Raw genomic sequence first — 26,459 nt, 5'->3', positions numbered from 1 at the left:
TTTACCGCTGGAAGTCAGTAATTTTGCGACCTGATTCATGAAAGACCAGCCGGTTTTCGTTGGCTGTCTTCTTTCCACCGTTTTAGAATTACATAACTTTCTGTATAACAAGCTAATGGCTCGCGATTTATTATTGACGAGAAACATCGGTATCGCTGCCCACATCGACGCAGGCAAAACGACTACTACCGAACGTATTCTCTATTACGCCGGGGTAAGTCACAAGATCGGTGAGGTTCACGATGGAGCTGCCACAATGGACTGGATGGAGCAGGAGCAGGAGCGTGGTATCACGATCACCTCGGCTGCCACTACCGTTGACTGGACCTACCGCGACCAGAAATACCACATCAACATCATCGATACCCCAGGTCACGTTGACTTCACCGTTGAGGTGAACCGGTCACTGCGTGTGTTGGACGGTCTGGTGTTCCTTTTCAGTGCCGTTGATGGTGTAGAACCTCAGTCGGAAACGAACTGGCGTTTGGCCAACAACTACAACGTTGCCCGTCTTGGCTTCGTAAACAAAATGGACCGCTCTGGCGCCGACTTCCTGAACGTGTGTAAGCAGGTGAAGGAAATGCTGGGTAGCTACGCGGTGCCTCTTCAGTTGCCAATCGGCGAAGAAGATACATTCCGTGGTGTGGTTGACCTGGTTAACTTCCGGGGCATCGAGTGGAACGAAGATGATAAAGGTATGACCTTCCGTGAGGTGCCGATTCCAGCCGATATGCTGGACGAAGCAACCGAATGGCGGGAAAAACTTCTGGAAGCAGTTGCCGAATTCGACGACTCGCTGATGGAGAAATACTTCGAAGATCCTGCGTCGATTTCGGAAGACGAAATTCTGGCGGCGTTGCGTAAAGCAACGATCAGCATGAAGATCGTGCCGATGCTTTGCGGTTCATCGTTCAAGAACAAAGGTGTACAAACGATGCTCGATTATGTGATGGCCCTGCTGCCATCGCCGATGGACAAAGAGAGCATCATTGGTACCAACCCGGATACAGGTGCCGAGGTGTCGCGCAAGCCATCAACGACTGAGCCATTCTCGGCCCTGGCGTTCAAAATTGCGACCGACCCTTACGTTGGCCGTCTGTGCTTCATCCGTTCATACTCGGGTGTGCTGGAGTCAGGTTCGTATATCCTCAATAACCGGTCGGGCAACAAAGAGCGTATTTCACGTATCTTCCAGATGCACGCCAACAAACAGAACCAGATCGACCGTCTTGAGGCGGGTGATATTGGGGCCGTAGTTGGTTTCAAAGACATCAAAACAGGCGATACGCTGTCAGACGAAAAGAACCCAATCGTTCTTGAGTCGATGGTCTTCCCTGACCCCGTTATTGGGTACGCCATTGAGCCTAAGAAGACCGCCGATCAGGACAACTTCTCGAAAGCCATTGGTAAACTGATTGAAGAAGACCCAACCCTTAAAGTTGAGTCGAACGAAGAAACTGGCCAAACCATCATTCGTGGTATGGGCGAGCTTCACCTGGAAATTATCATCGACCGGATGCGTCGTGAGTTCAAGGTTGAAGTGAACCAGGGTGCGCCTCAGGTAGCCTACAAAGAGACGATCACCAAGAAGGTTGAACACCGCGAGGTATACAAGAAGCAAACGGGTGGTCGCGGTAAATTTGCCGACATCGTGTTTGAACTGATGCCACGTGACCCAGAAGAAGATGGCACCGTTAAAGCTGGTCTCCAGTTCGACAATGCGATCGTTGGTGGTGTTATTCCGCGCGAATTCATTCCGGCTATTCAGAAAGGGTTTGCAGAAGCCATGTCAACGGGTCCGTTGGCGGGCTACCCTGTCGATTCAATGAAAGTTCGGTTATTCCACGGTTCATTCCACGACGTTGACTCAGACTCACTGTCGTTTGAGTTAGCTGCACGGATGGGCTTCCGTGAGTCGGCTCGTCAGGCTGGTCCGAAACTGCTCGAACCGATCATGGCCGTTGAGGTGCTGACGCCAGAAGAATATACTGGTCCGATCACGGGTGACTTGAACCGTCGCCGGGGTATCATGAAAGGTATGGACACCCGCGCTGGTTCGCAGGTGATCAAAGCTGATGTGCCGCTGTCGGAACTGTTCGGTTATATCACTGAACTCCGTACGATGTCATCGGGTCGTGCCACGGCCAACTTAACCTTCGCTCACTACGAAATCGTGCCGAATAACATCGCCGAGGGAGTTGTGAAGAAAGAGAAAGGCGGCCTGTCATAAAAAACTGTCCTCTGTCTTCAGTCCACAGTCTTCTGTTGCTTCGCTCCTCAGCAGCGCAACAGAAGACTGTGGACTGAAGACAGAGGACTTCTTAAAACCTTCCCTCTCCGGAGTAAATGGTTCTTTCGGCTGGGGCTTAATTAACTAAACGAACCGCTTTTTATGAATCAGAAGATTCGCATTAAACTGAAGTCGTTCGACCACATGCTGGTTGACAAGTCGGCTGAAAAAATTGTAAAGGCCGTTAAATCGACCGGCGCTATGGTAAGTGGCCCAATTCCACTGCCTACCGACAAAGAGATTTACACGGTTCTACGTTCACCACACGTGAACAAGAAGGCGCGCGAGCAATTCCAGCTTTGCACCTACAAGCGTTTGGTTGATATTTATTCGACCAGTTCTAAAACGGTTGACGCACTGATGAAACTCGAACTACCCAGCGGTGTCGATGTAGAAATCAAAGTTTAAGTTTCCGTAGTACAAAAAGCCTTCCAACGATTTGGAAGGCTTTTTTTGTTTGTTGAACTTTAGCAATAATCGTCAACCCCTTCGGTCAACAATGAACAGCAAACCAGCATCTCAGCCAATGCGAATTATTCTGGTGGAGAATCATCGGCTGATGGCCGAGGGCGTTGAAGCGATCCTGGGCAACGCTGGTATTGTAATTACTGGCGTCTTCTCATCCGGGCAGCAAGTCTTAAAGGCCCTCCAGGCAGGTATGACGGCAGACCTGATAATCTGTGATTTGTGGCTGGAAGATGGCCAAAATGGTGTACAGTTACTAACTCAGTTACAGGCCGACGGTTTTGCCATACCAATGCTGATTCTGTCGGTAGATGAAACACCTGACTCTATTCGGATGGCACTCCAGGCCGGAGCGCGGGGATATCTCCCTAAAGATTGTCTATCGCCTGAACTGTTAAAAGCAATTTATCGCATTGTTCAGGATGATGAGGTTTATCTGTCACCGCGATTGCTGACCATTCTTGTTTCTAAAACAGGTTCACTTAAAAGCCCCGCTACTGATTTGCCCGTATTAACCAAGCAGGAGCTTAAGATACTTACGCTGGTTGCCAATGAGTATGAGAATCAGGAGATTGCCGAAAAATTATTTATCTCTGTCGGAACAGTCGAAACACACCGTAAAAACCTGATGAAGAAGTTGAACGTCAAAAATGCCATCGCCCTGGCTAATGTCGCTAATCGGTACGGGTTCACCGTTGATCCATTACCTGACCGGCCCGGCCAGTGGTAGCACAATAACGGCCGACGTACCGCCAGTGGCCAGGGGTTTTAGCACGAAACTACCGCCTAGCATACCCGCCTGTTGCTGTACTGATCGTATGCCCTGTCCTGTTGGCGCACTCATTTCGGACAGGCCTTTTCCATCGTCACGCACACTCAGCCGGATACTCGTTTTATCGACCGCCACCCGGAGATGCGCATGCTCGGCTTCGGCATGGCGTAGTACATTTTGTGTTAGTTCGGTGGCAAAGCTATACAAGGTAGCCTGAAGCGCCGGGGGAAGATGATCGGCCTCTCGACTTACCAGCAGATCAAACTGAACCCGGTCGGTAGTATTGAGCACATTGATCAGTTTATGCAATTCAGCCACCAGCCCGATGCGCACAAACTTCTGGGCGTTCAGCCCATGGGCAATGTCCCGAAGTCTGTCATAAGTATCGGCCATCGTTACCGTTAGCTGCTGATAAACAGTTTGTTCGGTAGGCGAAAGCATATGGGTATCCAGGCGGTTGAGCATCAGCCGGGCACTCATCAGCGAGTTGCCAATGTCATTGTGGAGTTCAATCGACATGCGCTCCCGTTCCTGTTTGATGGCTAACTGGTGTTCAGCCTCCCGCTGAGTTTCCTGCCGGACCCGCTCCAGTTCGTCGGCCCGTTGTCGTTTTCGTTCTTCGCGGAAGCGATCAGCCACGCCCAGCGTAAGCAGAATAAACTCAAGCAGCGAACCTATATTAAACCCAAACTTGACCAGCAGGGTTTCGGAACCAATGAAGCCTGCCCGTTGCATCATCATCAGAATGGCACCACCGGCTGTAGCCATACTGGCTAACGCGTAAAACCGGGCTATGCGCACCCCTTTAATCCAAAGTGCAGTGGAAACAGCAATCATAATGAGGCCAACCGGGATTCCTTCCCACGCTGCCAGCCTGTTAATTGACAATTGTGTAACCGGGTATATATGAGCCAGCGTAACGCAGCATAAACACCAACCTGCTGTGGCAACGATTAACCACCGGAACCACTTAAAATACTGCGTTATACGAAGGCTATAGTCATAAAACAACATAAACAGAATAATTGGTACTGGAAATATCGTCACCACTGCCTGCGGGTCTACGCCACTCGTCAGTATCGAATTTTCGATATCAGGCAGTCTGTTGTAACTTCGACAGCATTCATAGGCTATATAGGCTACCAGATAACCACACAGTAACAAGTAACTCCGTTCGCGCGTGAACGCGTATATAAAAGCATGGTAGCACAAGACGATGAGCAGTATGCCATAAAACCCGCCCCATAACAAAGACATGCTCGAACCGGCTTCTACGTAAGCCTTTTCAGTCCAGACCGTTAATGGAAAATATTGCTGACCGTAATGACTAACCAGGTGCAGGTAAAGCGTTTGATATTGATCTGACGGTAGACGGATACCAAACGTATAAAATGGGAACTCACGTCGATTGGGGCCCTTTAGGCCGTCCCCCACGCGGCTTATGTTTACTCGCCCCGCGCTGTCTACCGAATACAGTTCAATGAGCGTATAGTTGGTGAACCCAATATCGAGTACGTGCGGTGTGTTTGGGTCGTTTACCCGCAAGCTAAGGCGTGCCCAGTAGTCGGCCGTTGAGAAACCAAAGTTCAGATTGGCTACCGGAGACGGTTTAAAACGGGCGCTATAAACGTCACGTCTTACATCGGCCCACCCGATCCGATGCTCCGGGTCGGCCAGAACCTCTACCTGCCGCCCATCGATTGAGGCAGAACCACCTGTGGCATCTATGCGTATTGGCAACGACTGAGCAAGCAGTACACCGGGTAGCCAGACAAGCAACAGACTGTAACGAAGTTTCATACCTGATGGGGGTAGCATTGCCTCAAAGTACGAACGGGGTGATTACCAGCAACTACCGTAGTCTAAAATCCTGGTTATAGGGTAGAGAACAGGCTGAAAAATCCCCGTTTGGGGGTATTGATCGCCAGTGGGTGAGGATCAACCTTTGCGTTAAGAGTTAACCAACGCATCTATCCACATCATCTTTTCCATGACTGAGCACCCGCCTCTTCGTGACCTTATCCAGGCTGCCTTAACGCGGCTGGGTCTGGCAACACTATACCTTGCTCTGTTTGCTATGGCCTGGTACGCTGTCAACGGCTGTAGCAAAGAAAAAATAGATCCACTCTCAGACCGAATCAAACGTACCTGGACAGCGCAGGCTGTGCGAGAGAATAGTACACTCGTATTTACCAAAGGAGCCACCGCCAACATTCGTAACTACAACGTTTTCCGGCTCGATCTAAGCACTCCGCCTGCGGTGAAGCTCACTGATTTCGATGGAAATACCTTTGTGGGTACGTATGTAATACAGGGCGAAACCAAGCTGATACTGAGCGCTCTGCAACCTGAACCCACCGGCACGGGCGGCACCATCGAGTTTACGATCAACTCGGCCACTGGCATGTCCCTCGACATCACCCGCACTACGGCCAGCCCCAAAACGGGCAACAGCCTGAACCAGTATCAGTTAACCGGCAATTAAGCCCATACTTCCAACACTATGAAAGGTCAACTTCTACTAGTTGTAGCACTAGCTATATCATCTACGGTATCATATGCACAAACCGGGATCCGAATTCATACAGGAACTCAGCCTTACGGCGCTACCGCAGGCTTTGCGGTAACTAATGACGGCAAATCGTTTTTCGTCTCAGGAAGTGATCTGATGAAGACGGATGGTACTGTGGCCGGCACTCAGAAACTAATGACATTACCGGGTCCTTTAGCCAGTTCGCCAGGAAATACTACTGAGTCAATGCTAGCTGTTGGCAACCTTATTTATTTTAGGGTCAACGCAAGCGATGGCACGGCTAAACTCTGGAAAACGGATGGGACAGCTACAGGGACAGTACCCGTAAAAACACCAACTGGACCCCCAACTGGCACGATAACAGCAATGGCTGTTCTCGGCAATTCCCTTCTATTTTTTGCTGCTACTGATACAACCGTCGGAACTAATAAAATTTCCAATTTCGCACCTCACCTTTGGCGTACTGATGGCACAGATGTCGGCACTAAATTAATTAGTACAACTATTGGTCTGGTTACTGCGATGCGTAGTACAGACAGCTTGCTTATATTCAATATTGGCAACGCTAGTACATACAAGGATTATTTCGCCATCAATGATTACGGCGGAGGGGTATACAGGACTGATGGGAGCGTAAATGGCACAAAAAAAATTGCACCTTTACCCACTGAAAGGAGCGGTTTACGAGCGGCTAATATTCAGTATATCCAAGTTCAGAAAGATGCTATTTACCTCGGCAATAATGAAGACATATGGCGGCTGGGCTATCGGGCAGGCTCCACTACTCAACTCGTTCAGGGAGTGAGCGTAACCGAAACATACTATTTAGTTGGCGCTGCCGGAGAAAAGACGTTCGTCCAAAAAAATAGAAAACTAGGAGGTAAAGACGATGGTATCGATCTACTATTTTTTAACAATTCCGCCATCGTACCAACGTTAATCAATTCATTTACAGGTACTAATGCTATATCAGTCTATTATAATATAGCAACGTCGTTAAAAAATAAATTTCTTTTCGCTGGAAAAACTTCCTCCAATGGGAATGTCAACCCATGGATTTCTGATGGGACAGCTACAGGGACATTTATGCTTAAAAATATAGACTATTCTATGGGTACTGGTATCATTGGTGACAATGCCTATTTTCTAAGTGCCAGGCCTTCGGTCGGAACAGCCCCTATAGTATCTGATATGTATCGAACTGACGGCACAATAGCGAATACACAATCCACTTCATTTTCAGTTAGTTCCGGCCTTGGTTTAAACTATTTGGCAGCATCCGCAGATAAAATTTTTTTTTCTATCCGTAATTCTTCCACCACGAACAACGAAGAAGTTTGGGTGTATAGCCCAGTTACAAAAGCAAACGGTTGTAGTCTGACAGCTAGCATTACTTCGACGCAGGCATTATCATTTTGTAGTAGTGCGGGAACAACTCTCATGGCTAACCCGGCTAATGGAACTTCGCCTTATCAATATCGGTGGGCAAAAGATAATTCACCCATAAGCACTACATCAGCCTCACTGAATACATCTACCGGGGGCACCTATTCGCTAACAATCACAGATGCCTGCTCGCCAGCTTCGGTCGCCAGCATTACGTTGACAGCTCTTGAAAGCCCAACAGTACTAATAGACGAAGGGTTGGTAAACTGTACTGGTAAACCCACAGCATTAACTGCCATTGTCAAAGGAGGCACTGCTCCCTATTCGTACAATTGGGTTATAAACGGTGCAAGTGCCTCAACAGCACCGGTATTTTCAACAACAGCTACCAACTTCTATTATCAGGTCTATGTCACATCAGCTAATCAATGTACAGGCAGCTCTCCTTACCTGTTTTTCAACGGCGCTCCCAAACCTCTTTCTGTTACAATTACCGGCTCTACTACACTCTGTAGCGGGCAAACGGGTATGCTGAACGCTGCTTTGGCTAACGGAACCGGGCCGTTCACATATGTCTGGAAACAGAACGGCGCGGTAGTAGGCAACAACGCGGCCTCGCTCAGCATTGCCAGCGGAGGAACCTATTCTTTATCGGTGACAGATGCCTGTTCGTCAACAATGGCAACCCTGACCGTCGTTGCATCGCCCAGCCCGTCTGTTGTCGTAAGCGGTGGACAGTCTATCTGTACGGGACAGTCCGCTACGCTTACAGCCACGGCCACTGGCGGAACAGGGGCTTATGCCTACCAATGGCGGCAGGGGGCCACGCTTGTCGCCAGCGGTACAGCGTCGCTCACAACCGCCACGCCTGGTAGCTACGTCGTCAGTGTTACAGATGCAAAGGGTTGTGGTGTAACCTCATCAGCGGTCACGGTTTCGTCTGGGACCTGTGCCACGCCTACAATCACGCTCCCCCCTGGCGGAGCTACCGCTACATTAGCCATAACTCTTTCGGCCAATACTGGCCTGACGGGCGGGGCCGATGCAGGGGCTACTTATCAGTGGCTCCTGAATGGCAACGTCATCCCCGGTGCTGCCAGTCCGACTTACACCGCTTCATCATCGGGAAGCTACGCGGTTGTCGTCTCCCTCAACGGTCGCGTAACTACTTCGCCTGCCGTAAACATTGTTATTAGTCTGCTACTTGGTACCGAGGCACTTAGCCCTTTTAGCGACAGTCAGGTATCTGTATATCCGAACCCAACCACCAGCGAGTGCCAAGTCGTAGTCGACCTGCCGTCGAAGCAGGCAGTTACTTTTATGCTGACCGATGCATCGGGTAAAGTAATTCGACAATGGACTACCCTGCTTTTTCCAAAGATGGTACCTATACGGGTACAACTGCCAACTATGAATGGGTTGTATCTGTTACGGGTGGAAACAGAGAGCGGAGTTGTGGTAAAGCGGTTATTGCGGCTAGACTAGCGTGTTTTTGTTAGCTGGGTCTATTTCTCCAGCAGGCCGGGATGCTTCATTACCGGCAACAGCGTACCACAGTGACTCCTTTCTACGTGCTTGCAACCCGAATCAAATCATCGATATTGTTGACGATTGTACCGTTTTCCGGCATCTGTATGTCCTGGCCAACCATCTGATAACCTGTGAGTAATAAATGTGCCTCAGGAAACTGGGCACCTAGCTTAGTGACATACGCCTGCGCTTCACTGTTTGACGGTACTGACGTAATCGCTGAGAAGATATAATCCGGTTTGTGGACGTTATAAGCAAACACCAGTTCATTAAAGGGCAGATTTTGTCCCAGATAAACGACCTTGTTGTACCGCGCCCGGATAATGTAGTTGGCAAACAACAAACTGATTTCATGCATCTCGCCTTCAGGCAGAAACAGCATGTATTTCTTACCATTAGGCCCCTGCTTACTCACTTGCCCGTCGATGGCTACGATTAGCTTCTGGCGAATCAAATTGGTGATAAAGTGTTCCTGGGCCGGACCGATCGACCCCGTGACCCACAACGTACCTATGCGGCTGAGAAACGGGTAGATGATATGAATCATCGTGTTCTCGAAGCCAAATTGCAGAATGTTCGTGCTGATGATCTTCTCAAACCGATCTTCGTCCAGATCGATCATGGAGATCGTCAACGCATGTATTTGGTCGGGGTAATTCAGTTGCCGATCCGAAATCTTGATCACTTCCTGGTACATCTCCTCAACGGTAAGCTTGGAGATTTCAGAGATTTTATACCCGTGATCTTTCAATAACGAAATGTTCAACACCAGTTTCAGATCCTGATCATCATAAGTGCGAATGTTCGTATCTGTCCGTTTGGGCTGAATAATATTATAACGATGCTCCCAGATCCGCAACGTATGGGCCTTTATGCCGGAAAGTTGCTCTAAATCTTTAATCGAGTAGTTACTCATGGGATGATCAGATTACAAGTTGGTGCTGATATTGGAAGCTGTGAAAGCAAGCTAAATAAGCCCATTCTACTAGTGAACAGATAAACGCAACGTCTAAACTAAGCACCTACTTGTCGCTTTGCAACTTTCCAATGTAAAATCCAATAACACGATTGGAAATATTATTAAATAACCCCATATAACTATTAATTGTTTAGCTAATGGCTAGCCTGTACAGCAGTTGATGGCCAACAAAGAAGAACACCTGTAGACTGATTATCAATAGGGAAAGTCTATTCTCCTTCCGAAAAGGCAAGCCGTACCAGATGCTGAGCAAAGCAACCGATACCAGCCACCACCCCAAATAATTCTGAATGGGAATAGTATGGCCAAACCAAGTCCAGAAGTCAAGCCGGATGGCCACGGGCTCAACCATTAAGTCCAGCGCTACCATGCCAGCCGCAGCAATAGCCGTTTTCAGGTAAATAGGCCATGAGAATCGATCAAAAACCGAACCGAAACAATAAGTCAGCAACAGCCAGTTGGCACCAATAATGGGTGGAATATCGAAGAGCTTAGGCCCTAGACCCGCCCCATACGCATAAGGTCCGCCAAAGACGTATCCAGTGCGTACGCCGAGCAATTCAACAAAGTATCCCGTTAGAACGGCCAGAGCGATATAAAACGTGAAGGCAGGCCGCCAGTCGGTATGATACCAGAGCAATGCTGCCAACGTACCCAGCAGGTTAAGCGCCGTAAGCTGTTTAAAAAGCGGAGCTACGGCGGGTATCTGTAAACCAATCAAACCAGCTATATAAGCCAGAACCAGGATGGTACGAATGATCTTATCGTGGCGGGGTACAGGAAAATCGACCATGCTGCTGAGTGCTGTTGGTAGTAAGGTACGAGCAAAAACGGAAGTTTAGACCAAAAAAAAGTCCTGACACTCCTGTCAGGACTTCAAATGAGGGGTGCACGATGGGTCTCGAACCCACGACCTCCGGCACCACAAACCAGCGCTCTAACCGACTGAGCTACGCGCACCATTTAATTTGAGAATGCAAAGGTAATTAAGAATTGAGAATTAAGAGTGCCTTCAGCCGCGTTTTTCGCACAAAATTTCACCCTTAATTCTTAACTCTTATCTCTTAACTAGTTACGCTGCTTTCGCTTGTTGGTAACGAGCCTCGGCAGCGCTCCAGTCAACTACATTCCAGAACGCAGCGATGTAGTCGGGACGGCGGTTTTGGTATTTGAGATAATATGCGTGCTCCCAAACGTCAAGGCCGATGATTGGCGTCCCTTTTTGCTCAGTAACATCCATCAACGGGTTATCCTGGTTTGGCGTCGAGGTAACGGCCAGCTCACCATCGGCTGTCACGATCAACCAGGCCCATCCTGAGCCGAAACGTGTTGTTGCAGCTTTCGTAAACTCTTCTTTGAAGGTATCGAACGAGCCGAATTTCTGGTCAATCGCCGTAGCCAGATCACCCGAAGGCTGACCACCGCCGTTCGCCGACAGAATATTCCAGAAGAAGGTATGGTTGAAGTGTCCTCCGCCATTGTTGCGAACAGCCACCGGGTATTTGCTTACGTTGGCGACCAGTTCATCGATCGACAGGTTCTCCATGTCGCTGCCTGCTACGGCGTTGTTCAGGTTCGTTACGTAAGCGTTATGGTGTTTACCATGGTGAATTTCCATGGTCTGCTTGTCTATGTTTGGTTCAAGCGCATCGCTCGAATAAGGCAGTGGATCTAGTACGAAAGCCATGTCTGTGTTTAAGGTTTAATTCACCCGGTCTAACACCGTGCTTTTGCTTTATGTTCTTAGCCGCCCGAAAAAGTTCGTGATCAACGCCCGGCTTTCCTGAGCTAAAACGCCGGTTTCGATGCGCGTTTTCGGGTGCATCGGCGACGGATTTAGTCGCGAATAGCCTCGTTTTGGATCATCAGCACCAATAACCAGCCGACCTAGCTGCGCCCAGAAAATAGCACCCGCACACATTACACATGGCTCAAGCGTTACATACATCGTACAGTTTGTCAGGTATTTGCCACCAAGTGTCTGTGTAGCGGCTGTAATCGCCATCATCTCGGCGTGAGCCGTCACATCGTTGAGTTGTTCAGTTTGGTTGCGTCCTTTTCCGATAATACGGTTCTGACAAACTACCAGTGCCCCTACCGGAATCTCACCTGCCTCAGCCGCATCTTCAGCCAGCGCAAGGGCCATCTCCATGAAGTATTCGTCGGTAAACATGGTGCTTGTCATTAAGTGGTCATTACGCTTCGCTGTTATTAATGGTCATTGATTTATTCGCAAGGAATGACCATTAATGACAGCGAAGCGTAATGACCACTTAATGACGCTAAATCTACACCGTCTCCGCCTTCAGTTTGTCACGGAGTTGGAATAGCTCGTCGCGGAGGCGGGCGGCTTCCAGGAAGTCGAGGTCTTTGGCGGCGCGTTCCATCCGGGCCTGCGTCTCTTTAATGAGCTGCTGCAAATCGTTCTTACCCATGTACTGCACCACCGGGTCGGCCGCGATGTTGATCTCGTCGGGCTCCACATAAAATTGTTTCGGCTTCGAGTCGGCTACCTTCGTTTGCCCCATAATAGCTTCCCGCGATTTAAACACCGTTTTGGGCGTAATCCCGTTAGCAATGTTATAGTCTAGCTGAATGGCACGGCGGCGATTGGTTTCGTCGATCGCTTTTGCCATTGAACCCGTAATTCGGTCGGCGTACATCAGCACCCGGCCGTTCACGTTCCGCGCCGCCCGGCCAATCGTTTGAATCAATGACCGGATGTCGCGCAGGAAACCTTCCTTGTCGGCATCCATGATCGCCACGAGCGATACTTCGGGCAAATCAAGCCCTTCGCGCAGCAGGTTCACGCCCACCAGCACGTCGAAATTACCCAGCCGCAGATCGCGCAGAATCTCCACGCGGTCGAGGGTTTTCACCTCCGAGTGAATGTAGCGCGTTTTGATGCCAACGCGCTCCAGATACTTGCTCAACTCCTCGGCCATTCGCTTGGTCAGCGTCGTGATCAGTACTCGCTCGTTGCGTTTGATACGCGCATCAACTTCTTCCAGCAAATCATCGATCTGGTTCAGGCTGGGACGTACCTCAATCTCGGGATCGAGCAAACCCGTTGGCCGGATAAGCTGCTCCACCACCACACCCTCACTTTTGCGCAGTTCGTAGTCAGACGGTGTGGCGGATACGTAGATGGTTTGTGGCGTCAGGTCTTCAAACTCCTGGAAGGTCAGCGGACGGTTATCCATTGCCGAGGGCAGGCGGAATCCGTAATCGACCAGCGCAACCTTGCGCGACCGGTCGCCGCCCCACATGGCGCGGATCTGCGGAATGGTCACGTGGCTTTCGTCGACCACCATCAGAAAATCGTCGGGGAAGTAATCGAGTAAACAGAACGGACGTTGCCCCGGCTGCCGATTGTCGAAGTAGCGCGAATAGTTTTCGATGCCGGAGCAGTAGCCCAACTCACGCATCATTTCCAGATCGAACTCGGTACGTTCCTTGATGCGTTCGGCTTCCTGCTCCCGGTATTCACTCTCGAAGAACTTGATCTGCGCCACCAGATCATCCTGGATCTGGTGAATGGCTCCGTTCAGCGTTTCGCGACCTGTAACGAAGAGCGTAGCCGGGAAGATGGTCACCGATTTTTCGTTCGACAGTCTTTTCCCCGAAGCAGGATCGATCCGCTGAATGGATTCGATTTCGTCGCCGAAGAAAATAAACCGGTAGGCAAAATCGGCGTAAGACACGAACAGATCGACCGTATCACCTTTCACCCGGAAGTTACCTCGCTCAAAATCGCCTTCGGTACGGCTATAGAGAATACTGACCAGCTTGTGCAAAAGTTGATTGCGGCTCATCCGCTCTCCTTCCGCAATACGAATAATACTATTTTTAAACTCTTCGGGGTTGCCCATGCCGTAGATACACGACACCGAGGCGATCACGATCACATCGCGCCGCCCGCTCATCAGCGCTGAGGTAGCCGCCAGCCGGAGCTTATCGATTTCTTCATTTATCTGAAGGTCTTTCTCGATATACGTACCTGTGGTGGCGATGTACGCTTCAGGCTGGTAATAGTCGTAATACGAGATAAAATACTCGACGGCGTTGTTCGGGAAAAACTGTTTGAACTCGCCGTAGAGCTGTGCCGCCAGGGTTTTATTATGGCTCAAAACCAGCGTGGGGCGGTTGGTCTGAGCGATCAGGTTAGCAATTGTGAAGGTTTTACCTGAGCCGGTAACCCCGAGCAGCACCTGCGCCGGTTCGTTGTTATTGACCCCTTTAACCAGTTCAACAATCGCCTTAGGCTGGTCACCGGTGGGTTGAAATTCAGACGTTAATTCAAAGTTCATCAGCGTTGTTGCTACGAGTTGGCGTAATCCACCAATTTACGAATAAACCAGTCAACAGGCAAGCCCGTTTCAAAAAGAAGTAGTTTGATCAGGCACCAGTCAGGTACGTTGCCCCTTTCCTAAACTTTCTCCAACCCGGACTACAATGGACCAGTTGTTTCTTCATGGCCTTTAGCCCGATCAAAATGTCCGGAAAAATAATGTTCACGAATCCGTTACTGCCGTATGGACCAGACCCCTGGACGGTATGTCACGATGGTTTTTTCTACTATACCCACTCAACCCGTACCAATCTAACGATCTGGAAAACGCGCAGCCTCGCCGATCTGGCCCATGCCGAACAAAAGGTAGTCTGGAACGTACCTGACAACGGGCCATTTTCGAAAAATATGTGGGCGCCCGAGCTTCACTATCTGGACGATGGTACCGGCGAAAAGTGCTGGTACGCCTACCTCAGCGCGGGCGAAGATCGGGATGCAGGCGACCAACGAATATGGGTGTTGGAAAACAGGGATTGTGACCCGTGGCAGGGTGAATGGCAGGTAAAATGCGAGCTCACAACGCCCGACAGTAAATGGGGAATCGACGGCACCGTCATCGAGTTGAATGGCCAACTCCTGCTGTGCTGGTCAGGTTGGGAAGGGGATGAAAACGGGCAGCAGAACATTTACCTCTGCCGTATGAGCAATCCGTGGACCTGCGTGGGCAAACGACTGTTACTTTCAGAGCCCACCATACCCTGGGAACGCCACAACCACGACCCCGACCCCAACAGCGGCCGGAACCACGTCCTGGTCAACGAAGCGCCCGCTTTCATGCGCCATGAAGAGTATTTATTCATCGTTTATTCGGCCAACGGCTGCTGGACCGACGACTACGCTATGGGTTTGTTAACGGCTCGGCTCGACAGCGATTTAATGAACGCTTCATCATGGACAAAAGCGCAGCAACCCGTCTTCAAAACCTCGGTCCGGAACGGTTCATTCGGACCGGGCCACGGCTGTGTTTTCCATACCGAAGGCGGCCAGACCTGGCTACTGTACCACGCGAACCCCGGCCCCAACAAAGGTTGCGAAAATGAACGTACCCCACGTCTTCAGCGCATTCACTGGCACCGCAACGGCATGCCCGATTTCGGTGTTCCGGCGGCCGGGAAAATGAAGATGGAGCGGCCGGTATAGGTTGGTGTTGGCTGGTTGGTCGTTGTCGCTTGCCTGTGGCGAGTAACAACGGACGTCCGTTTTTTATTGCGTTGATATACGGACCAAAGTCCGCGTTACGCAAACCACCGCTCCCACTCCATTCGCTCCCGCTCCCGGCCAATCCATTCCAGCACCACAAGTCCAGCATCGTCGTAGCTCATAGACAAGCCAATGAAGGCGAGGTAGTCGTTTAGTAGCGGTTCAATAGGTACGTTGCCAGTGATGCAACTGTCGAAATACCAGTCGAGGGGTTCGTCGGCTACTTCGGCGGCGATGGCGCGGTAATCGTCGTAGGTGTAGCCCCTGGCAGGTTGACCGTTTTCGATTGGGCCAAAGCGTTGCCAGAGTAACCGCATCACATCGTCGAGTGAGCGTTTGTGGTTGAATTTCCGGCGCAGGTACAGGTCGAGAATCAGGGAGGCGATGGCCCCTTTATGGTAAACCGATACTTTTCGATCAGGCGCGCCCCGAACGTACCCATCCAGCCACAGATCCCACGACGATTCGGTGAGCGACAACGACGCCCGGCCAGCCTGCTCGAAATGGCGTTTCAGAATAACCAGCAGTTCTTTCAGATAAGCCGCATCATCGAACACACCCGACCGACGGAGCATCAGATCGCCGTAATAGGTAGTGATACCCTCGGCTACAAAACAGGTGGTGAAATAATTTTCGCGGGTAAAATCGTAAGGTGTCAACTCCGCCGGGCGAATTCGGCAGATGTTCCAGGCATGAAACAATTCGTGCGAAGCCACGCCCAGTAGGTCCGTGTACAGACCCGCCCCTTCGATGGTTGTTCCATCGGCAGCCAGCCCTTCCAGTTCAGGGCCAAGCACCAGCACCGTACTATTCCGGTGCTCGACGCCGTGGTAATAGGGCACCGGCAACACCAGCGTCAGAAAATGGTATTCTTTTTCGGGAAAGTCGCCGAATAGCTTGATCTGCGCTTCGGTAAACCGGGTAAAATCAGCCGTGATTTGGGCCGGATCGAAGGCGGGTGGCATTCGGTAATTCCAACCCTGCACCCAAACCGTCACGGCCACCTCCTGAACCACGTAGCGAATAGCCTGCAACGTACCTGAGGCAATCAACGGGCTATCAACCAACGCGTAATAATCGCTGGCGATCAGTGTTTTGTCATCTTTCTGCGAAAGTCCACAGGCAATTCGCCAGCCGTCGGGGATGTCGAGGGCAAGGGTACATGCTTCGTGCAATCGCCCCTCCGCGTATAGGCACAGGTTCACCGGATTGATGTACCAGAAATGGGTTGAATTGGCGTAGCTACTCCCGGCATCCAGCTTATGATCACCCGCCACCAAGGCAAAGTAATCGTAACGCACCTGCACCGATGTAGCGCCGCTGGTCTGCACCTGCCAGCGATCTTTTGTCACTTTCCGATGGCTCAGCGGCTGATCGTGCTCATCAAAAACGGCAAATGACCGGACATTTTTCGCGAAATGCTGCAACTCATAGCGCCCCGGTCGCCAGGCAGGTAACTGAAGTTCAAGCATATCGCCCGTGACATCGTCGATGCGACAGGTAACATTGATGTAGTGACTGCCCGGTTCGGCAACAGAGAGAGTGTACTGCATGATAAGCCTATAAGATCTCGTAAATCTAAGCGTGAGTTTTGGAGGATTACTGGGTGACTCTATTTAGCAGAGTAGACATAAAGCCAATTCCAATTTTACCCCGTCGAAAACGATAGTAAACCGTTTGCAGGGCAAGTGAGCAGCCACCATTTTGGGGTAACTCACGCCCTTGTACGCCCGTATGGCAGAGCCATAAAATGGCGTCGGGAGTGAATGCCTGCGGTTGCGTTTGTCATCCGAAATTTGTTGGATACCTTGCCACTGGGAGTACGTCTGGGCCTGAACCGATTGGTTCATGATCCTGGTAACTATAGGATAAGGCGGACTCTGACTTCCAGACTAGCCAAAACATACCCCAGAAACCAGTACATCTGATTCAGCATTCCCCTAAAACTTAAATTCAGGCAAATGGAAAAGACAAAGTTCAATGAAATGAGTGATGAAAAATTGCTTAGACAACGCAAATCTATACAGCTAGTGACAGGGCTTCTGGCTGGTATGCTAACGATGCTGCTTATTATGGTTGTATTCCTGGCAGTCAAAAAAGGAGTTAACGCAACAAGCATTGCCTTAGGCGTTATTCCTTTTGCGCTGCTGCCTATTGTCTTTTTGAACTTCAATACGTTGAAAGAAATACAGAAAGAACTCAATTTCAGAAAAATCGCAAATTAACCCTTTATCTTCTGCAACCTGGATTTAGCGCCGCGTGGCCGTTGACTATCATATCCTGAACACCTACTTTCCCATGCCAGCCGATCCTGCACCCGAAGCAGTGGCAGTCCAGGCGGGCGGGTCGGTGTTCAGGAGATGTTTGACGAAGAAATCGCGGCGTTTACGTTCGCCGAAGTCGCCGCCAGCCGTATGACTTTGGCCGGGCAAGACAACCAGATCGAAGTTCTTATTGGCTTTAATCAGCGCATCGGCCACCTGCATGGTCGAAGCGGGGTCAACGTTGTCGTCTACCTCGCCCACCATCAGCAGCAGGTTTCCCTGTAGTTTGTGAGCATTCACCACGTTGGAACACTCGGCATACTGCGGCCCAACGGGATACCCCATCCATTGCTCGTTCCACCATATTTTGTCCATGCGGTTATCGTGGCACCCGCACGACGACACAGCTACTTTGTAGAACTCGGGGTGGAACAGCAACGCCCCCGCCGAACTCTGTCCGCCCGCCGACGTGCCATAGATGCCCACCCGGTTCAAATCCATAAACGGGTACTTTTTCGCTGCTGCCTGCATCCACAGAATCCGGTCCGGGAAGCCCGCGTCCTTGAGGTTTTTCCAGCACACATCCTGAAACGCCTTCGACCGGTTCGACGTACCCATGCCGTCGAGCTGCACCACAATGAAGCCCAGTTCAGCCAGTTCGTGCATCGATCGGTTGGTGGTCATGAACGATTTGGGCGTGAACGAGCCGTGCGGCCCCGCATAGATGTTTTCGATGACTGGGTACGTCTTCGTCGGGTCGAAATTTGTGGGGCGCACGATAATACCCCAGATGTCGGTTTTGCCGTCGCGGGCTTTGGCGGTGAATACGTCGGGCGTTTGCCAGCCCGCTTTCTGCCATTCCGATATATCGGCCTTCTCCAGATTTAACAGCACCGCTCCGTCGGTAGCACTCCGCAGGACCGTTACCGGCGGCATATCGACCCGCGAGTACGAATCGACGAATGTGTTGAAATCGGGTGCGAACGTGGCTACGTGGTTGGCGTCTTCGGTCGTTAATGCTGTCAGGTTCGTGCCATCGAGGCTCACCCGGTAATACTGCGTGAAGTATGGATCCTGACCGGGCGTTTTGCCGCTGGCGGCAAACAGGATAGTCCGGCTGGCGGTGTCTACGTTCACCACGTTGCGCACCACCCACTCGCCTTTGGTGAGTTGCTTTTTCACTTTCCCGGTTATGCCATCGATCAGGTACAGGTGGTTCCAGCCGTCGCGTTCCGAGGCCCAGACCATCTCTTTTCCGTCGGCCAGATCAAACCGGTAGCGTTTGCCGCTATAGTCGATAAACGTGTTGCTGCGTTCCTCTACCAACGGCCGAACGGCTCCAGTGGCGGCGCTGACTTCCAGCACCCGATACACCTGATGCCCGCGCTGGTTGTACTCGAACGTAAACGCGCGGCTGTCTTTGCGCCATTCCAGCCGCGAGAGGCTGTATTGCTGGTTGAACAGCGCATCGTCGACCGGAATCTGTTTGCCTTCCTCAACCAGAAACAATTGCGGCCGACGAACCGGCAATGCATCACCCGGCTTCAGGTATTCACGATTTTCCAGCTTGGGTTGCAACTGATCATCGGGCGATGAGCGAACAAAGTAGATCAGGTGCTTCACGTTGGGCCTGATCTTGCTGGTCGCAATCTTTTTCGAGTCGGGCGACCACTGGATTGTGCTGGCGTAATACTCGCCTTCAGAGCCATCGAAGCTCAGTTGCCGTTCCTGTTTGGTCTTCTCCGACCGAACGTAGAGGTTATAATTCCTGATGTAGGCCTTCTGGCTACTATCGGGCGACAGAACGGCCCGGTCGCTTTGCTCAGTAGCGTTTACGCCCCAGTACCGCCGGTCGACAGCTTCGCTTCCAAGCGGTCCTTTTTTGCTAAAGCCTATTGCGCCCGGCCCATATTGCCAGGTGAAGCCCTCCGCCGCAAATTCCACTGCCTCGTCTTCTTTGCCAAATGTCAGCGTAGTAAATGGCAGATTAAACGGCTCGATCTTTTTTCCCGTCGCCGCCGATAGCTGCCGGGCCAGTTGCTCATGATCGAAGGCCAGTTGCCGCGTCTTCTGTTTCGGGTCAACGACCACAAACTCTTTGCCCCGCGCCGTCTGGATTACGTACCAGCAGCGACTACCGTTTTTGGTCCAGTTTATCTGCTGTGGTGCGTTGTATACCTTGTCTTTCAGTTTCGTCTTCAGGGCTTCAGACCGTTGGTAGTCGGCCAGCCGTCCCTGCGCCAACAGAGTGCCGGAAACAGGCAGAAGCAGGCTAATCAGTAGTAAATAACCCCGTATTGTCGATTGCATGATGATAGACGATTGGTAGGCGAATATAGCATGAACCACGCTTCATAGGTTTGCATAACTGTTTAGCAGTGATGTGTGAATTTTCACGCTATACGGCATTGCTTCGCGCCATCAAACGGCGTGTCTATCAATCCCTGACATAACTATCACTTTTTCAGTAGATTCGTGCTTGGCAGAAGGATATACATTAAACCACACACGATACCATGTTAGCACTTATCGGCCTGGGGGGGCAAGAACTGCTCCTCATCCTTTCCTTTTTACTTCTCATTCCGCTGATACCCATATTTCCGCTATGGACTATCTTCAAAAAATCAGGCCAAAATCCCTGGCTTAGCCTGATCGCGTTCCTGCCCGGCGTGGGTGTTATATTGGCTCTTTATATTGTCGCTTTCTCGAACTGGCAAACTGATCGCACTCAGTAGTAAGCCAGTAAGATTCGTAAGCCTACTACCTGGCTATGAGTTCGTACAAAGAAATTCAACGCATGAACCAATGGTGGCTTCTGCTGCTGCTTGCTGCTTTTTTAGGATTGGGGGCATGGGCACTTGTCTCGCAAATTGGTTTGGGTCATCCCATCGGCGACAAGCCTATTTCCAGTAGCGGCTTGCTGTTTGTGGCCCTGCTTCCCGTTACGGCAATCACGCTTGTGCTAGCCTGCTCCTTGACCACTGAAGTAACTACCGACGGAATTCGGCTGAAGTATTTCCCTGTCTGGAACACAGTGGTCAAATGGCAGGAGGTCAAATATGTTAAGATTATCAGCTATGGGTTTGTTGGCTACGGCATTAGCTTCACAGCCGAGTATGGAACCGTTTATAACGCCAAAGGAAACAGTGGCCTTTTAGTCCAGAAGACCGACGGAAGTCGGTTGTTGATTGGTACACAGCGGCCCGCCGAGCTACTAAACGCAATCAATCAGCACCTGGATGTGCCTGCTTGACTGTACCAGGTCTGTGCTGCCACTGTAGATAGCCTTCAAAAAAGCAGGGTAACGCTGTGACCACGTTCAAACCGGCAACCTGATGAACCTATTTTTTTATTGCAGGTCCTTCGACAAGCCCAGGGCGCAACCAGCAAAGCCAGCGTGCGTCAGCCTACAACCCACATGCGGCCATGTTATCCTCTATCAGCACAGTAAATTACCAAAATCGGTGCATAGCTTTGGTTATGAAAACATATATATGGCTGGTTGTACTGGTCATTGTTGGCTGTTCGCCGGCCCGGCGTATCAGCCGTGATTTACAGACAAATGCGGCGTATACCGACCATTTCACGGGGGTGGCGCTCTATGATCCGGTCAGGCAGAAAACAGTGATCGCCCACAATGCCGACAAACCATTTACACCTGCTTCAAACACCAAACTGTTTAGCTTTTACGCTGGCCTGCTCACCCTGCACGACTCGTTACCGACGCTCAGGTACGTTGTCAGAAAAGGCGTGAATCAGGCCGACTCGCTGATTTTCTGGGGAACAGGCAACCCGTTGGCATTGCACCCCGATCTGCCAGACACCACACTGATAGCTTTTCTACGACGTCGGCCAGAGCAGCTTTTTTTCTCCCCGGCGAACTACAATGGCCCCCGATTTGGGGCGGGCTGGGCCTGGGATGATTACAACGATGATTATTCAGCCGAGTTGGCTCCCCTGCCCCTGTTCGGAAACGTAGTGCGGTTCATTACGTCGGCGGCATCGGCAGTTAGTACGGTTAGCCCACACCGGTTCGCCGATAGCCTTCGCGTTGCGGGTTCGGGAAACAACGTGCGGCGGAACGAGTTCAGCAATCAGTTTACGCAGCCTGCAACGAGCCGGGCCGCCCGCCAGGATGTGCCGTTTCGCTGGTCGCCGAAGCTGGCGGCTCAGTTGCTGGCCGATACGCTTCACCGGTCGGTTAGCCTTGTTCAGATGACTGTACCGCCCGACGCCCACCTCCTTCGCGGTTTCCCAACTGATTCGCTCTACAAACGAATGCTGCATGTGAGCGACAATCAGTTTGCCGAGCAGATGCTGTTCATGGCCTCTGCCGAACGAAACGCCGCCATGCTCGCCCCGTCGGTAGAGCTACGCCGTGTGGCCGACAGCCTGCATTACCCAACAGGCAGCGCCAGGTGGGAGGATGGATCGGGCTTATCACGTTACAACCTCTTCACACCAACTGTGTTGATTGAGCTACTGAAAAAAATAAAGGCCCTTGTACCACAGGAACGCCTGTTTACGCTGCTGCCCGCTGCTGGTCAGTCAGGTACGTTGCGGTCGATCAAATCGGGTGCTACGCCGTATGTATTTGCCAAGTCAGGTTCGATGACGGGCGTGTATAACCTGAGCGGCTATGTACTGACCCGACGCGGTAAGCTGCTATATTTCAGCATTATGCACAACAATTTCACGCAGCCTGTCAGCGAGATGCGCCGCCGAACGGGCGACTTACTGAAGACGATTCACGAGCGATTCTGAGCCCTCAGGAAGGCTTTTCTCCAACCAGCAGTACAAATATGATAAAAGAGTAATTTGAAAAAGTTGCGTCTTTACGTAATCAGACGTACCTAGGTGTAGGTGTTGCGTTGTTGGCTGGCTTATTACATGTTGCTCCTTACCAGCCAACCTGTCTGGTGCAACGTTCACCCCCTTAAAACCAGCCTCGGCTCAGGCACCGTTCGCTCATTCCAATTGGCGATAAATCACTTTTCGACAAGGTGCAACGCGATATACGCTACTTCCCTATGCTGTTCCACATTACGAATCATGGCATTTTCTATGGCGCGTTAAATAAAGTTGTCGGGCACAACTGGGTCTCTGGACAGTTTTAAGTTATATTTTTTCCTTAATAAGATCAACGTTTAAATGTATCTCCACGTCATACTGTTAGCTGCGCTTTCCTTAACAGGTCTTAGCCATGCCCAAACGCTGCGACCACCCGCCTACCCACTGATTACACACGACCCCTATTTTAGCGTCTGGAGCATGACCGATAAGCTCACCGACTCGCCCACCCGCCACTGGACCGGTAAACCCCAATCACTGGAAGGCATAGTACGGGTTGATGGTAAGGCCTACCAGTTTCTAGGCGCCTCACCAACCATTTACCAACCTATTCTACCCAGCGGCGAATCGACGAACGCATACACTACCAGGTACACGTTCGACCGGCCCGGCGCCAACTGGAACGAACTCGATTTTGAGGCAGCGAACTGGAAAACCGGCCCCGGCCCATTTGGCGATACACCCGAATCCAAAACAAACTGGCAGAACCGGGACACGCATAAAAACGGCATTTATTATCGGCGCGAATTTACTTACGATGGAAAAACGGACCCCGCCAATTTCATGCTTTCGCTCTACCACGACGACGAAGTCACCATCTACCTGAACGGTATCCGCATCCAAACCAAATCGGGTTACCGCAATGACTACGTTTACCTGCCTTTGTCGAAAATGGGGCAAAAGGCCCTGCGCCCGGGCAAAAACGTGCTGGCGGTCCACTGCATTAGCCCCTATGCCGGTTCGTTTATCGACGTGGGCATTGTGAATCCGGTTGTTTCGGCAACGATTACACCCGCTACGCAAACGGCAGTTAAGGTATCGGCCACCCAAACCGACTATACGTTCAAGGCTGGTCCGGTTATACTGAACGTTAATTTTCTGTCGCCGCTGTTACTGGATGAACTGGACGTTGTAGCCCGCCCAATAACGTACCTGACCTTCACCGCCAGATCGGCCGATGGCAAACCGCATCTAGTCCAGTTGTATGTTGGCGCGTCGGGTACGTTGGCCACCAATAATGCCGACCAGGAGGTTGTGGTTGATGTTGGTAAAACAGCAGGTTTAAACTGGCTAACGATCGGCACCCAGAAGCAGCCTGTGCTGGGGCGAAAGGGGGATGATGTCCGTATTGACTGGGGTTACGCCTATCTGGCCGTTTCACAACAAATGAAAGCACAGTTGACGGCGGGTTCACTGAGTGATCTGAAAAAGCGGTTCACCAGTCAGGGCACCGTTCCGCCGGGCAAGGCTTCGCTCGGAGCGGCGCGTGACTTTGGCCTGGCGGTTACTATTCCGGTTGGTTCTGTAGGTACGTCGGCGGTTCAAAAACACATTATGCTGGCCTATGACGATGTGTATTCCGTGCAATATTTCGGCAAGAATCTGCGTCCCTGGTGGCATCGAAACGAAAAAATGAACATGCCCACCCTGCTGCAGGCTGCCGAGAACGATTATACGCGGCTTCGGCAGAAGAGCACTGCCTTTGATGCCAGACTCTATGCCGATGCCCGGAAAGCGGGGGGAAATAAGTACGCAGATCTATGCGCGTTGGCATACCGCCAAACTATCACCGCGCATAAACTCGTCGCTGGTCCAAAAGGAGAACTGTTCTTCTTCTCGAAGGAGAATTTTTCCAACGGCTCAATCGGCACCGTGGATATTACCTACCCGTCGGCTCCGCTGTTTCTGCTCTACAACCCCGCACTGCTAAAAGGCATGATGGAGCCCATTTTTCAGTATTCAGAAAGTGGCCGGTGGAAGAAACCGTTCGCGGCACACGACGTGGGAACGTACCCAATTGCCAACGGACAAACCTATGGCGAAGACATGCCGGTGGAGGAATGCGGCAATATGCTGCTGCTGATGGGGGCCATTTCTAAAGCGGAGGGTAACACCAATTACGCCAAGCAACACTGGAAAGTGCTCACCACCTGGGTCAACTACCTCCGTAAAGAAGGCTTCGACCCTAAAAATCAACTCTGCACCGACGACTTTGCCGGTCATCTGGCGCGCAACGCGAATCTGTCGGCCAAGGCTATTCTGGGCATTGCTGCTTACGGCCAACTGGCGGCTAAACTGGGCGATCAGAAAACAGCGGCAACGTACCTGAAAACCGCCCGCGACATGGCAGCCCACTGGCAGCAACTGGCCACCGATCATACGCCTGGCGCAAAGGCACACTCCGATCTTACGTTCGGCAATGAAGACGATACCTGGAGCCAGAAGTACAACCTCGTGTGGGATAAGCTATTGGCAATGAACGTCTTTCCGAAAGCGTTGGCTCAAAAAGAAGTTGCGTTTTATCTGACCAAACAGCAACCCTATGGCTTGCCGCTGGACAGCCGTAAGACCTACACTAAGTCGGACTGGATTATATGGACGGCTACACTGGCCGATTCGGACAAGGATTTTCAGGCATTTGTAGCCCCCATCTGGAAGTTTGCCAACGAAACACCTTCGCGGGTGCCGCTCACCGACTGGCACGAAACTACCGATGCGAAACAGGTTGGCTTTCAGGCCAGATCAGTCGTTGGCGGGTATTATATGAAGATGCTGGAAACAAAATTCGGCACCGAACGGGTACGCATGACCAGCTCGTATCGGTCTGCTGATAAAGCAGTAGCTGCCCATTAGGTAACGCTTTCTCAGCGATGAAGAACCACCGTGCCGCTACTGTGCTCACCCGCTCTTTGTGCCTTGTCTTTTTCGGGCTGTTTACTACGTTAACGTACGCCCAATCACCGTTTACGGCCACTGTTCACCGAGTGGTATTTCTGGGCAACAGTATTACCTACGCAGGTACGTACATCACCTACATCGACGCCTACCTCAGCGCACGCTACCCGCAGCAGGGTTTTGAGTTCATCAATGTTGGTTTACCCAGCGAAACCGTTTCCGGCCTTTCGGAAGAGGGGCACGCAGGCGGTAAATTCCCACGGCCCGATCTGCACGAACGGCTGGCGCGGGTATTGGCGTTGACCAAACCAGACCTCGTTTTTGCCAGCTATGGCATGAATGACGGCATTTACCTGCCGTTCAACGACGGGCGGTTTCAACAGTTCAAAGACGGAATCAACTGGCTACACGGCGAAATAGTAAAATCCGGAGCGCAGATCATTCACCTCACACCACCCGTTTTCGATGAGCTACGCGGTCATAAGCCAGGTTACGCTGCTGTACTGGACCGGTATTCCGACTGGCTGCTAAGTCAGAAGAAGACCCAAAACTGGTCAGTGATTGATGTGCATTACCCCATGAAGCGGTTTCTGGACGCGCACCGGACGGTTGACTCAACGTTTACCATTTCCGGTTTTGCACTGGCCGACGACGGCGTTCATCCCGGCGAAGTTGGCCACTGGATTATGGCGAAAAGCATCCTGCTCGACCTGGGCGAAAAAGCTGTTGCCGCCGCCCCAACTATTCAGGCCGCGATGGCCATGATTCCGAACGCAACGCAGGTGTTGACGCTCGTTTCTGAGCGTCAAACCCTTATGAAAGACGCCTGGCTTACGGCCACTGGCCATAAACGCCCCGGCATGAAAATCGGTTTGCCCCTCAACGAAGCCAACACCAAAGCCGCCGAACTTGACAGGCAGATCAGAGCACTGCTACGGTAGAA

20 protein-coding genes and 1 tRNA gene are annotated in these 26,459 nt (G+C 51.3%); 12 read left to right on the top strand and 9 right to left on the bottom strand.

Features of this window, described 5'->3' with window-relative positions; translation table 11 throughout:
- The first annotated feature begins 115 nt into the window (after positions 1-115).
- The 3 genes from fusA to ACFE8Q_RS02760 all read left to right on the top strand — a co-directional run bounded on the left by fusA (position 116) and on the right by ACFE8Q_RS02760 (position 3,485).
- Complete coding sequence (gene fusA / locus ACFE8Q_RS02770) at positions 116-2,230, top strand: elongation factor G (protein ID WP_375443824.1); 2,115 nt, start codon at positions 116-118, stop codon at positions 2,228-2,230.
- Between the two features lie 162 nt (positions 2,231-2,392).
- Positions 2,393-2,698, top strand: coding sequence for a 30S ribosomal protein S10 (gene rpsJ, locus ACFE8Q_RS02765; RefSeq protein ID WP_085411961.1), 306 nt, complete (start codon positions 2,393-2,395; stop codon positions 2,696-2,698).
- Positions 2,699-2,789: 91 nt separating this feature from the next.
- Positions 2,790-3,485 carry a response regulator gene (locus ACFE8Q_RS02760; protein ID WP_375443823.1) on the top strand — a complete coding sequence of 232 codons (696 nt, stop codon included), beginning with the start codon at positions 2,790-2,792 and terminating at the stop codon, positions 3,483-3,485.
- On the opposite strand, the gene ACFE8Q_RS02755 is transcribed toward ACFE8Q_RS02760, so the two are convergent.
- Entirely contained in the window at positions 3,459-5,327 is a 1,869-nt protein-coding gene (locus ACFE8Q_RS02755) for a 7TM diverse intracellular signaling domain-containing protein (protein ID WP_375443822.1), read from the bottom strand. The genes ACFE8Q_RS02760 and ACFE8Q_RS02755 overlap by 27 nt on opposite strands.
- 190 nt (positions 5,328-5,517) lie before the next feature.
- Between ACFE8Q_RS02755 and ACFE8Q_RS02750 the strand changes: the two genes are divergently transcribed.
- On the top strand, positions 5,518-6,012 hold the full coding sequence (locus ACFE8Q_RS02750; protein WP_375443821.1) for a hypothetical protein: 495 nt from the start codon (positions 5,518-5,520) through the stop codon (positions 6,010-6,012).
- An 18-nt stretch (positions 6,013-6,030) separates the two neighbouring features.
- The gene (locus tag ACFE8Q_RS02745) at positions 6,031-8,931 is read left to right on the top strand and encodes a T9SS type A sorting domain-containing protein (protein WP_375443820.1); all 2,901 of its coding nucleotides are present in this window, start codon (positions 6,031-6,033) and stop codon (positions 8,929-8,931) included.
- A gap of 82 nt (positions 8,932-9,013) precedes the next feature.
- On the opposite strand, the gene ACFE8Q_RS02740 is transcribed toward ACFE8Q_RS02745, so the two are convergent.
- From ACFE8Q_RS02740 to uvrB, 6 genes are all read right to left on the bottom strand, one after another.
- Complete coding sequence (locus ACFE8Q_RS02740; protein WP_375443819.1) at positions 9,014-9,892, bottom strand: MerR family transcriptional regulator; 879 nt, start codon at positions 9,890-9,892, stop codon at positions 9,014-9,016.
- A 193-nt stretch (positions 9,893-10,085) separates the two neighbouring features.
- The gene (locus ACFE8Q_RS02735) at positions 10,086-10,748 is read right to left on the bottom strand and encodes a carotenoid biosynthesis protein (protein WP_375443818.1); all 663 of its coding nucleotides are present in this window, start codon (positions 10,746-10,748) and stop codon (positions 10,086-10,088) included.
- Positions 10,749-10,841: 93 nt separating this feature from the next.
- A tRNA-His gene (locus ACFE8Q_RS02730) sits at positions 10,842-10,915 on the bottom strand.
- A gap of 112 nt (positions 10,916-11,027) precedes the next feature.
- A complete protein-coding gene (locus ACFE8Q_RS02725; protein ID WP_375443817.1) occupies positions 11,028-11,642 on the bottom strand; it encodes a superoxide dismutase in 615 nt (204 codons plus the stop codon).
- Between the two features lie 48 nt (positions 11,643-11,690).
- A complete protein-coding gene (locus ACFE8Q_RS02720; RefSeq protein ID WP_375443816.1) occupies positions 11,691-12,128 on the bottom strand; it encodes a nucleoside deaminase in 438 nt (145 codons plus the stop codon).
- A 115-nt stretch (positions 12,129-12,243) separates the two neighbouring features.
- Entirely contained in the window at positions 12,244-14,265 is a 2,022-nt protein-coding gene (uvrB, locus tag ACFE8Q_RS02715) for an excinuclease ABC subunit UvrB (protein WP_375443815.1), read from the bottom strand.
- A gap of 185 nt (positions 14,266-14,450) precedes the next feature.
- Here uvrB and ACFE8Q_RS02710 point away from each other — a divergent pair, with 185 nt between their 5' ends.
- Positions 14,451-15,446, top strand: a complete 996-nt coding sequence (locus tag ACFE8Q_RS02710) for a family 43 glycosylhydrolase (protein WP_375443814.1) — start codon at positions 14,451-14,453, stop codon at positions 15,444-15,446.
- A gap of 95 nt (positions 15,447-15,541) precedes the next feature.
- Here the strand turns inward: ACFE8Q_RS02710 and ACFE8Q_RS02705 are convergent, their stop codons facing one another.
- Complete coding sequence (locus ACFE8Q_RS02705) at positions 15,542-17,059, bottom strand: M61 family metallopeptidase (RefSeq protein ID WP_375443813.1); 1,518 nt, start codon at positions 17,057-17,059, stop codon at positions 15,542-15,544.
- Positions 17,060-17,467: 408 nt separating this feature from the next.
- Here ACFE8Q_RS02705 and ACFE8Q_RS02700 point away from each other — a divergent pair, with 408 nt between their 5' ends.
- Positions 17,468-17,731: a redox-active disulfide protein 2 gene (locus ACFE8Q_RS02700; RefSeq protein WP_375443812.1), complete on the top strand. Its 264-nt coding sequence runs from the start codon at positions 17,468-17,470 to the stop codon at positions 17,729-17,731.
- A gap of 63 nt (positions 17,732-17,794) precedes the next feature.
- On the opposite strand, the gene ACFE8Q_RS02695 is transcribed toward ACFE8Q_RS02700, so the two are convergent.
- Positions 17,795-20,080, bottom strand: a complete 2,286-nt coding sequence (locus ACFE8Q_RS02695) for a DPP IV N-terminal domain-containing protein (RefSeq protein ID WP_375443811.1) — start codon at positions 20,078-20,080, stop codon at positions 17,795-17,797.
- 206 nt (positions 20,081-20,286) lie between these two features.
- On the opposite strand from ACFE8Q_RS02695, the gene ACFE8Q_RS02690 reads away from it, so the two are divergent.
- From ACFE8Q_RS02690 to ACFE8Q_RS02670, 5 genes are all read left to right on the top strand, one after another.
- The gene (locus ACFE8Q_RS02690) at positions 20,287-20,505 is read left to right on the top strand and encodes a hypothetical protein (RefSeq protein ID WP_375443810.1); all 219 of its coding nucleotides are present in this window, start codon (positions 20,287-20,289) and stop codon (positions 20,503-20,505) included.
- 35 nt (positions 20,506-20,540) lie between these two features.
- Entirely contained in the window at positions 20,541-21,023 is a 483-nt protein-coding gene (locus tag ACFE8Q_RS02685) for a hypothetical protein (RefSeq protein WP_375443809.1), read from the top strand.
- Between the two features lie 227 nt (positions 21,024-21,250).
- Positions 21,251-22,534: a D-alanyl-D-alanine carboxypeptidase/D-alanyl-D-alanine-endopeptidase gene (locus ACFE8Q_RS02680; RefSeq protein ID WP_375443808.1), complete on the top strand. Its 1,284-nt coding sequence runs from the start codon at positions 21,251-21,253 to the stop codon at positions 22,532-22,534.
- A 387-nt stretch (positions 22,535-22,921) separates the two neighbouring features.
- Positions 22,922-25,474, top strand: coding sequence for a glutaminase domain-containing protein (locus ACFE8Q_RS02675; RefSeq protein ID WP_375443807.1), 2,553 nt, complete (start codon positions 22,922-22,924; stop codon positions 25,472-25,474).
- 17 nt (positions 25,475-25,491) lie between these two features.
- A complete protein-coding gene (locus tag ACFE8Q_RS02670) occupies positions 25,492-26,457 on the top strand; it encodes an SGNH/GDSL hydrolase family protein (RefSeq protein WP_375443806.1) in 966 nt (321 codons plus the stop codon).
- Positions 26,458-26,459: the final 2 nt, after the last annotated feature.

The organism is uncultured Fibrella sp. (assembly GCF_964250085.1).
GTDB lineage: Bacteria > Bacteroidota > Bacteroidia > Cytophagales > Spirosomataceae > Fibrella.
The sequence above is the reverse complement of the archived record's forward strand: the minus strand, read 5'-3'. Positions and strand labels throughout refer to the sequence as shown.

Bases quoted from the DNA above. Each gene is read 5' to 3' on its own strand.
- ACFE8Q_RS02755 (WP_375443822.1), bottom strand. From the start codon at position 5,327: ATGAAACTTCGTTACAGTCTGTTGCTTGTCTGGCTACCCGGTGTACTG.
- ACFE8Q_RS02670 (WP_375443806.1), top strand. From the start codon at position 25,492: ATGAAGAACCACCGTGCCGCTACTGTGCTCACCCGCTCTTTGTGCCTT.
- ACFE8Q_RS02685 (WP_375443809.1), top strand. From the start codon at position 20,541: ATGAGTTCGTACAAAGAAATTCAACGCATGAACCAATGGTGGCTTCTG.
- fusA (WP_375443824.1), top strand. From the start codon at position 116: ATGGCTCGCGATTTATTATTGACGAGAAACATCGGTATCGCTGCCCAC.
- ACFE8Q_RS02720 (WP_375443816.1), bottom strand. From the start codon at position 12,128: ATGTTTACCGACGAATACTTCATGGAGATGGCCCTTGCGCTGGCTGAA.
- ACFE8Q_RS02745 (WP_375443820.1), top strand. From the start codon at position 6,031: ATGAAAGGTCAACTTCTACTAGTTGTAGCACTAGCTATATCATCTACG.
- ACFE8Q_RS02750 (WP_375443821.1), top strand. From the start codon at position 5,518: ATGACTGAGCACCCGCCTCTTCGTGACCTTATCCAGGCTGCCTTAACG.
- ACFE8Q_RS02735 (WP_375443818.1), bottom strand. From the start codon at position 10,748: ATGGTCGATTTTCCTGTACCCCGCCACGATAAGATCATTCGTACCATC.
- ACFE8Q_RS02740 (WP_375443819.1), bottom strand. From the start codon at position 9,892: ATGAGTAACTACTCGATTAAAGATTTAGAGCAACTTTCCGGCATAAAG.
- ACFE8Q_RS02695 (WP_375443811.1), bottom strand. From the start codon at position 20,080: ATGCAATCGACAATACGGGGTTATTTACTACTGATTAGCCTGCTTCTG.
- ACFE8Q_RS02705 (WP_375443813.1), bottom strand. From the start codon at position 17,059: ATGCAGTACACTCTCTCTGTTGCCGAACCGGGCAGTCACTACATCAAT.
- ACFE8Q_RS02700 (WP_375443812.1), top strand. From the start codon at position 17,468: ATGGAAAAGACAAAGTTCAATGAAATGAGTGATGAAAAATTGCTTAGA.
- ACFE8Q_RS02710 (WP_375443814.1), top strand. From the start codon at position 14,451: ATGTCCGGAAAAATAATGTTCACGAATCCGTTACTGCCGTATGGACCA.
- uvrB (WP_375443815.1), bottom strand. From the start codon at position 14,265: ATGAACTTTGAATTAACGTCTGAATTTCAACCCACCGGTGACCAGCCT.
- ACFE8Q_RS02680 (WP_375443808.1), top strand. From the start codon at position 21,251: ATGAAAACATATATATGGCTGGTTGTACTGGTCATTGTTGGCTGTTCG.
- ACFE8Q_RS02675 (WP_375443807.1), top strand. From the start codon at position 22,922: ATGTATCTCCACGTCATACTGTTAGCTGCGCTTTCCTTAACAGGTCTT.
- ACFE8Q_RS02760 (WP_375443823.1), top strand. From the start codon at position 2,790: ATGAACAGCAAACCAGCATCTCAGCCAATGCGAATTATTCTGGTGGAG.
- ACFE8Q_RS02690 (WP_375443810.1), top strand. From the start codon at position 20,287: ATGTTAGCACTTATCGGCCTGGGGGGGCAAGAACTGCTCCTCATCCTT.
- ACFE8Q_RS02725 (WP_375443817.1), bottom strand. From the start codon at position 11,642: ATGGCTTTCGTACTAGATCCACTGCCTTATTCGAGCGATGCGCTTGAA.
- rpsJ (WP_085411961.1), top strand. From the start codon at position 2,393: ATGAATCAGAAGATTCGCATTAAACTGAAGTCGTTCGACCACATGCTG.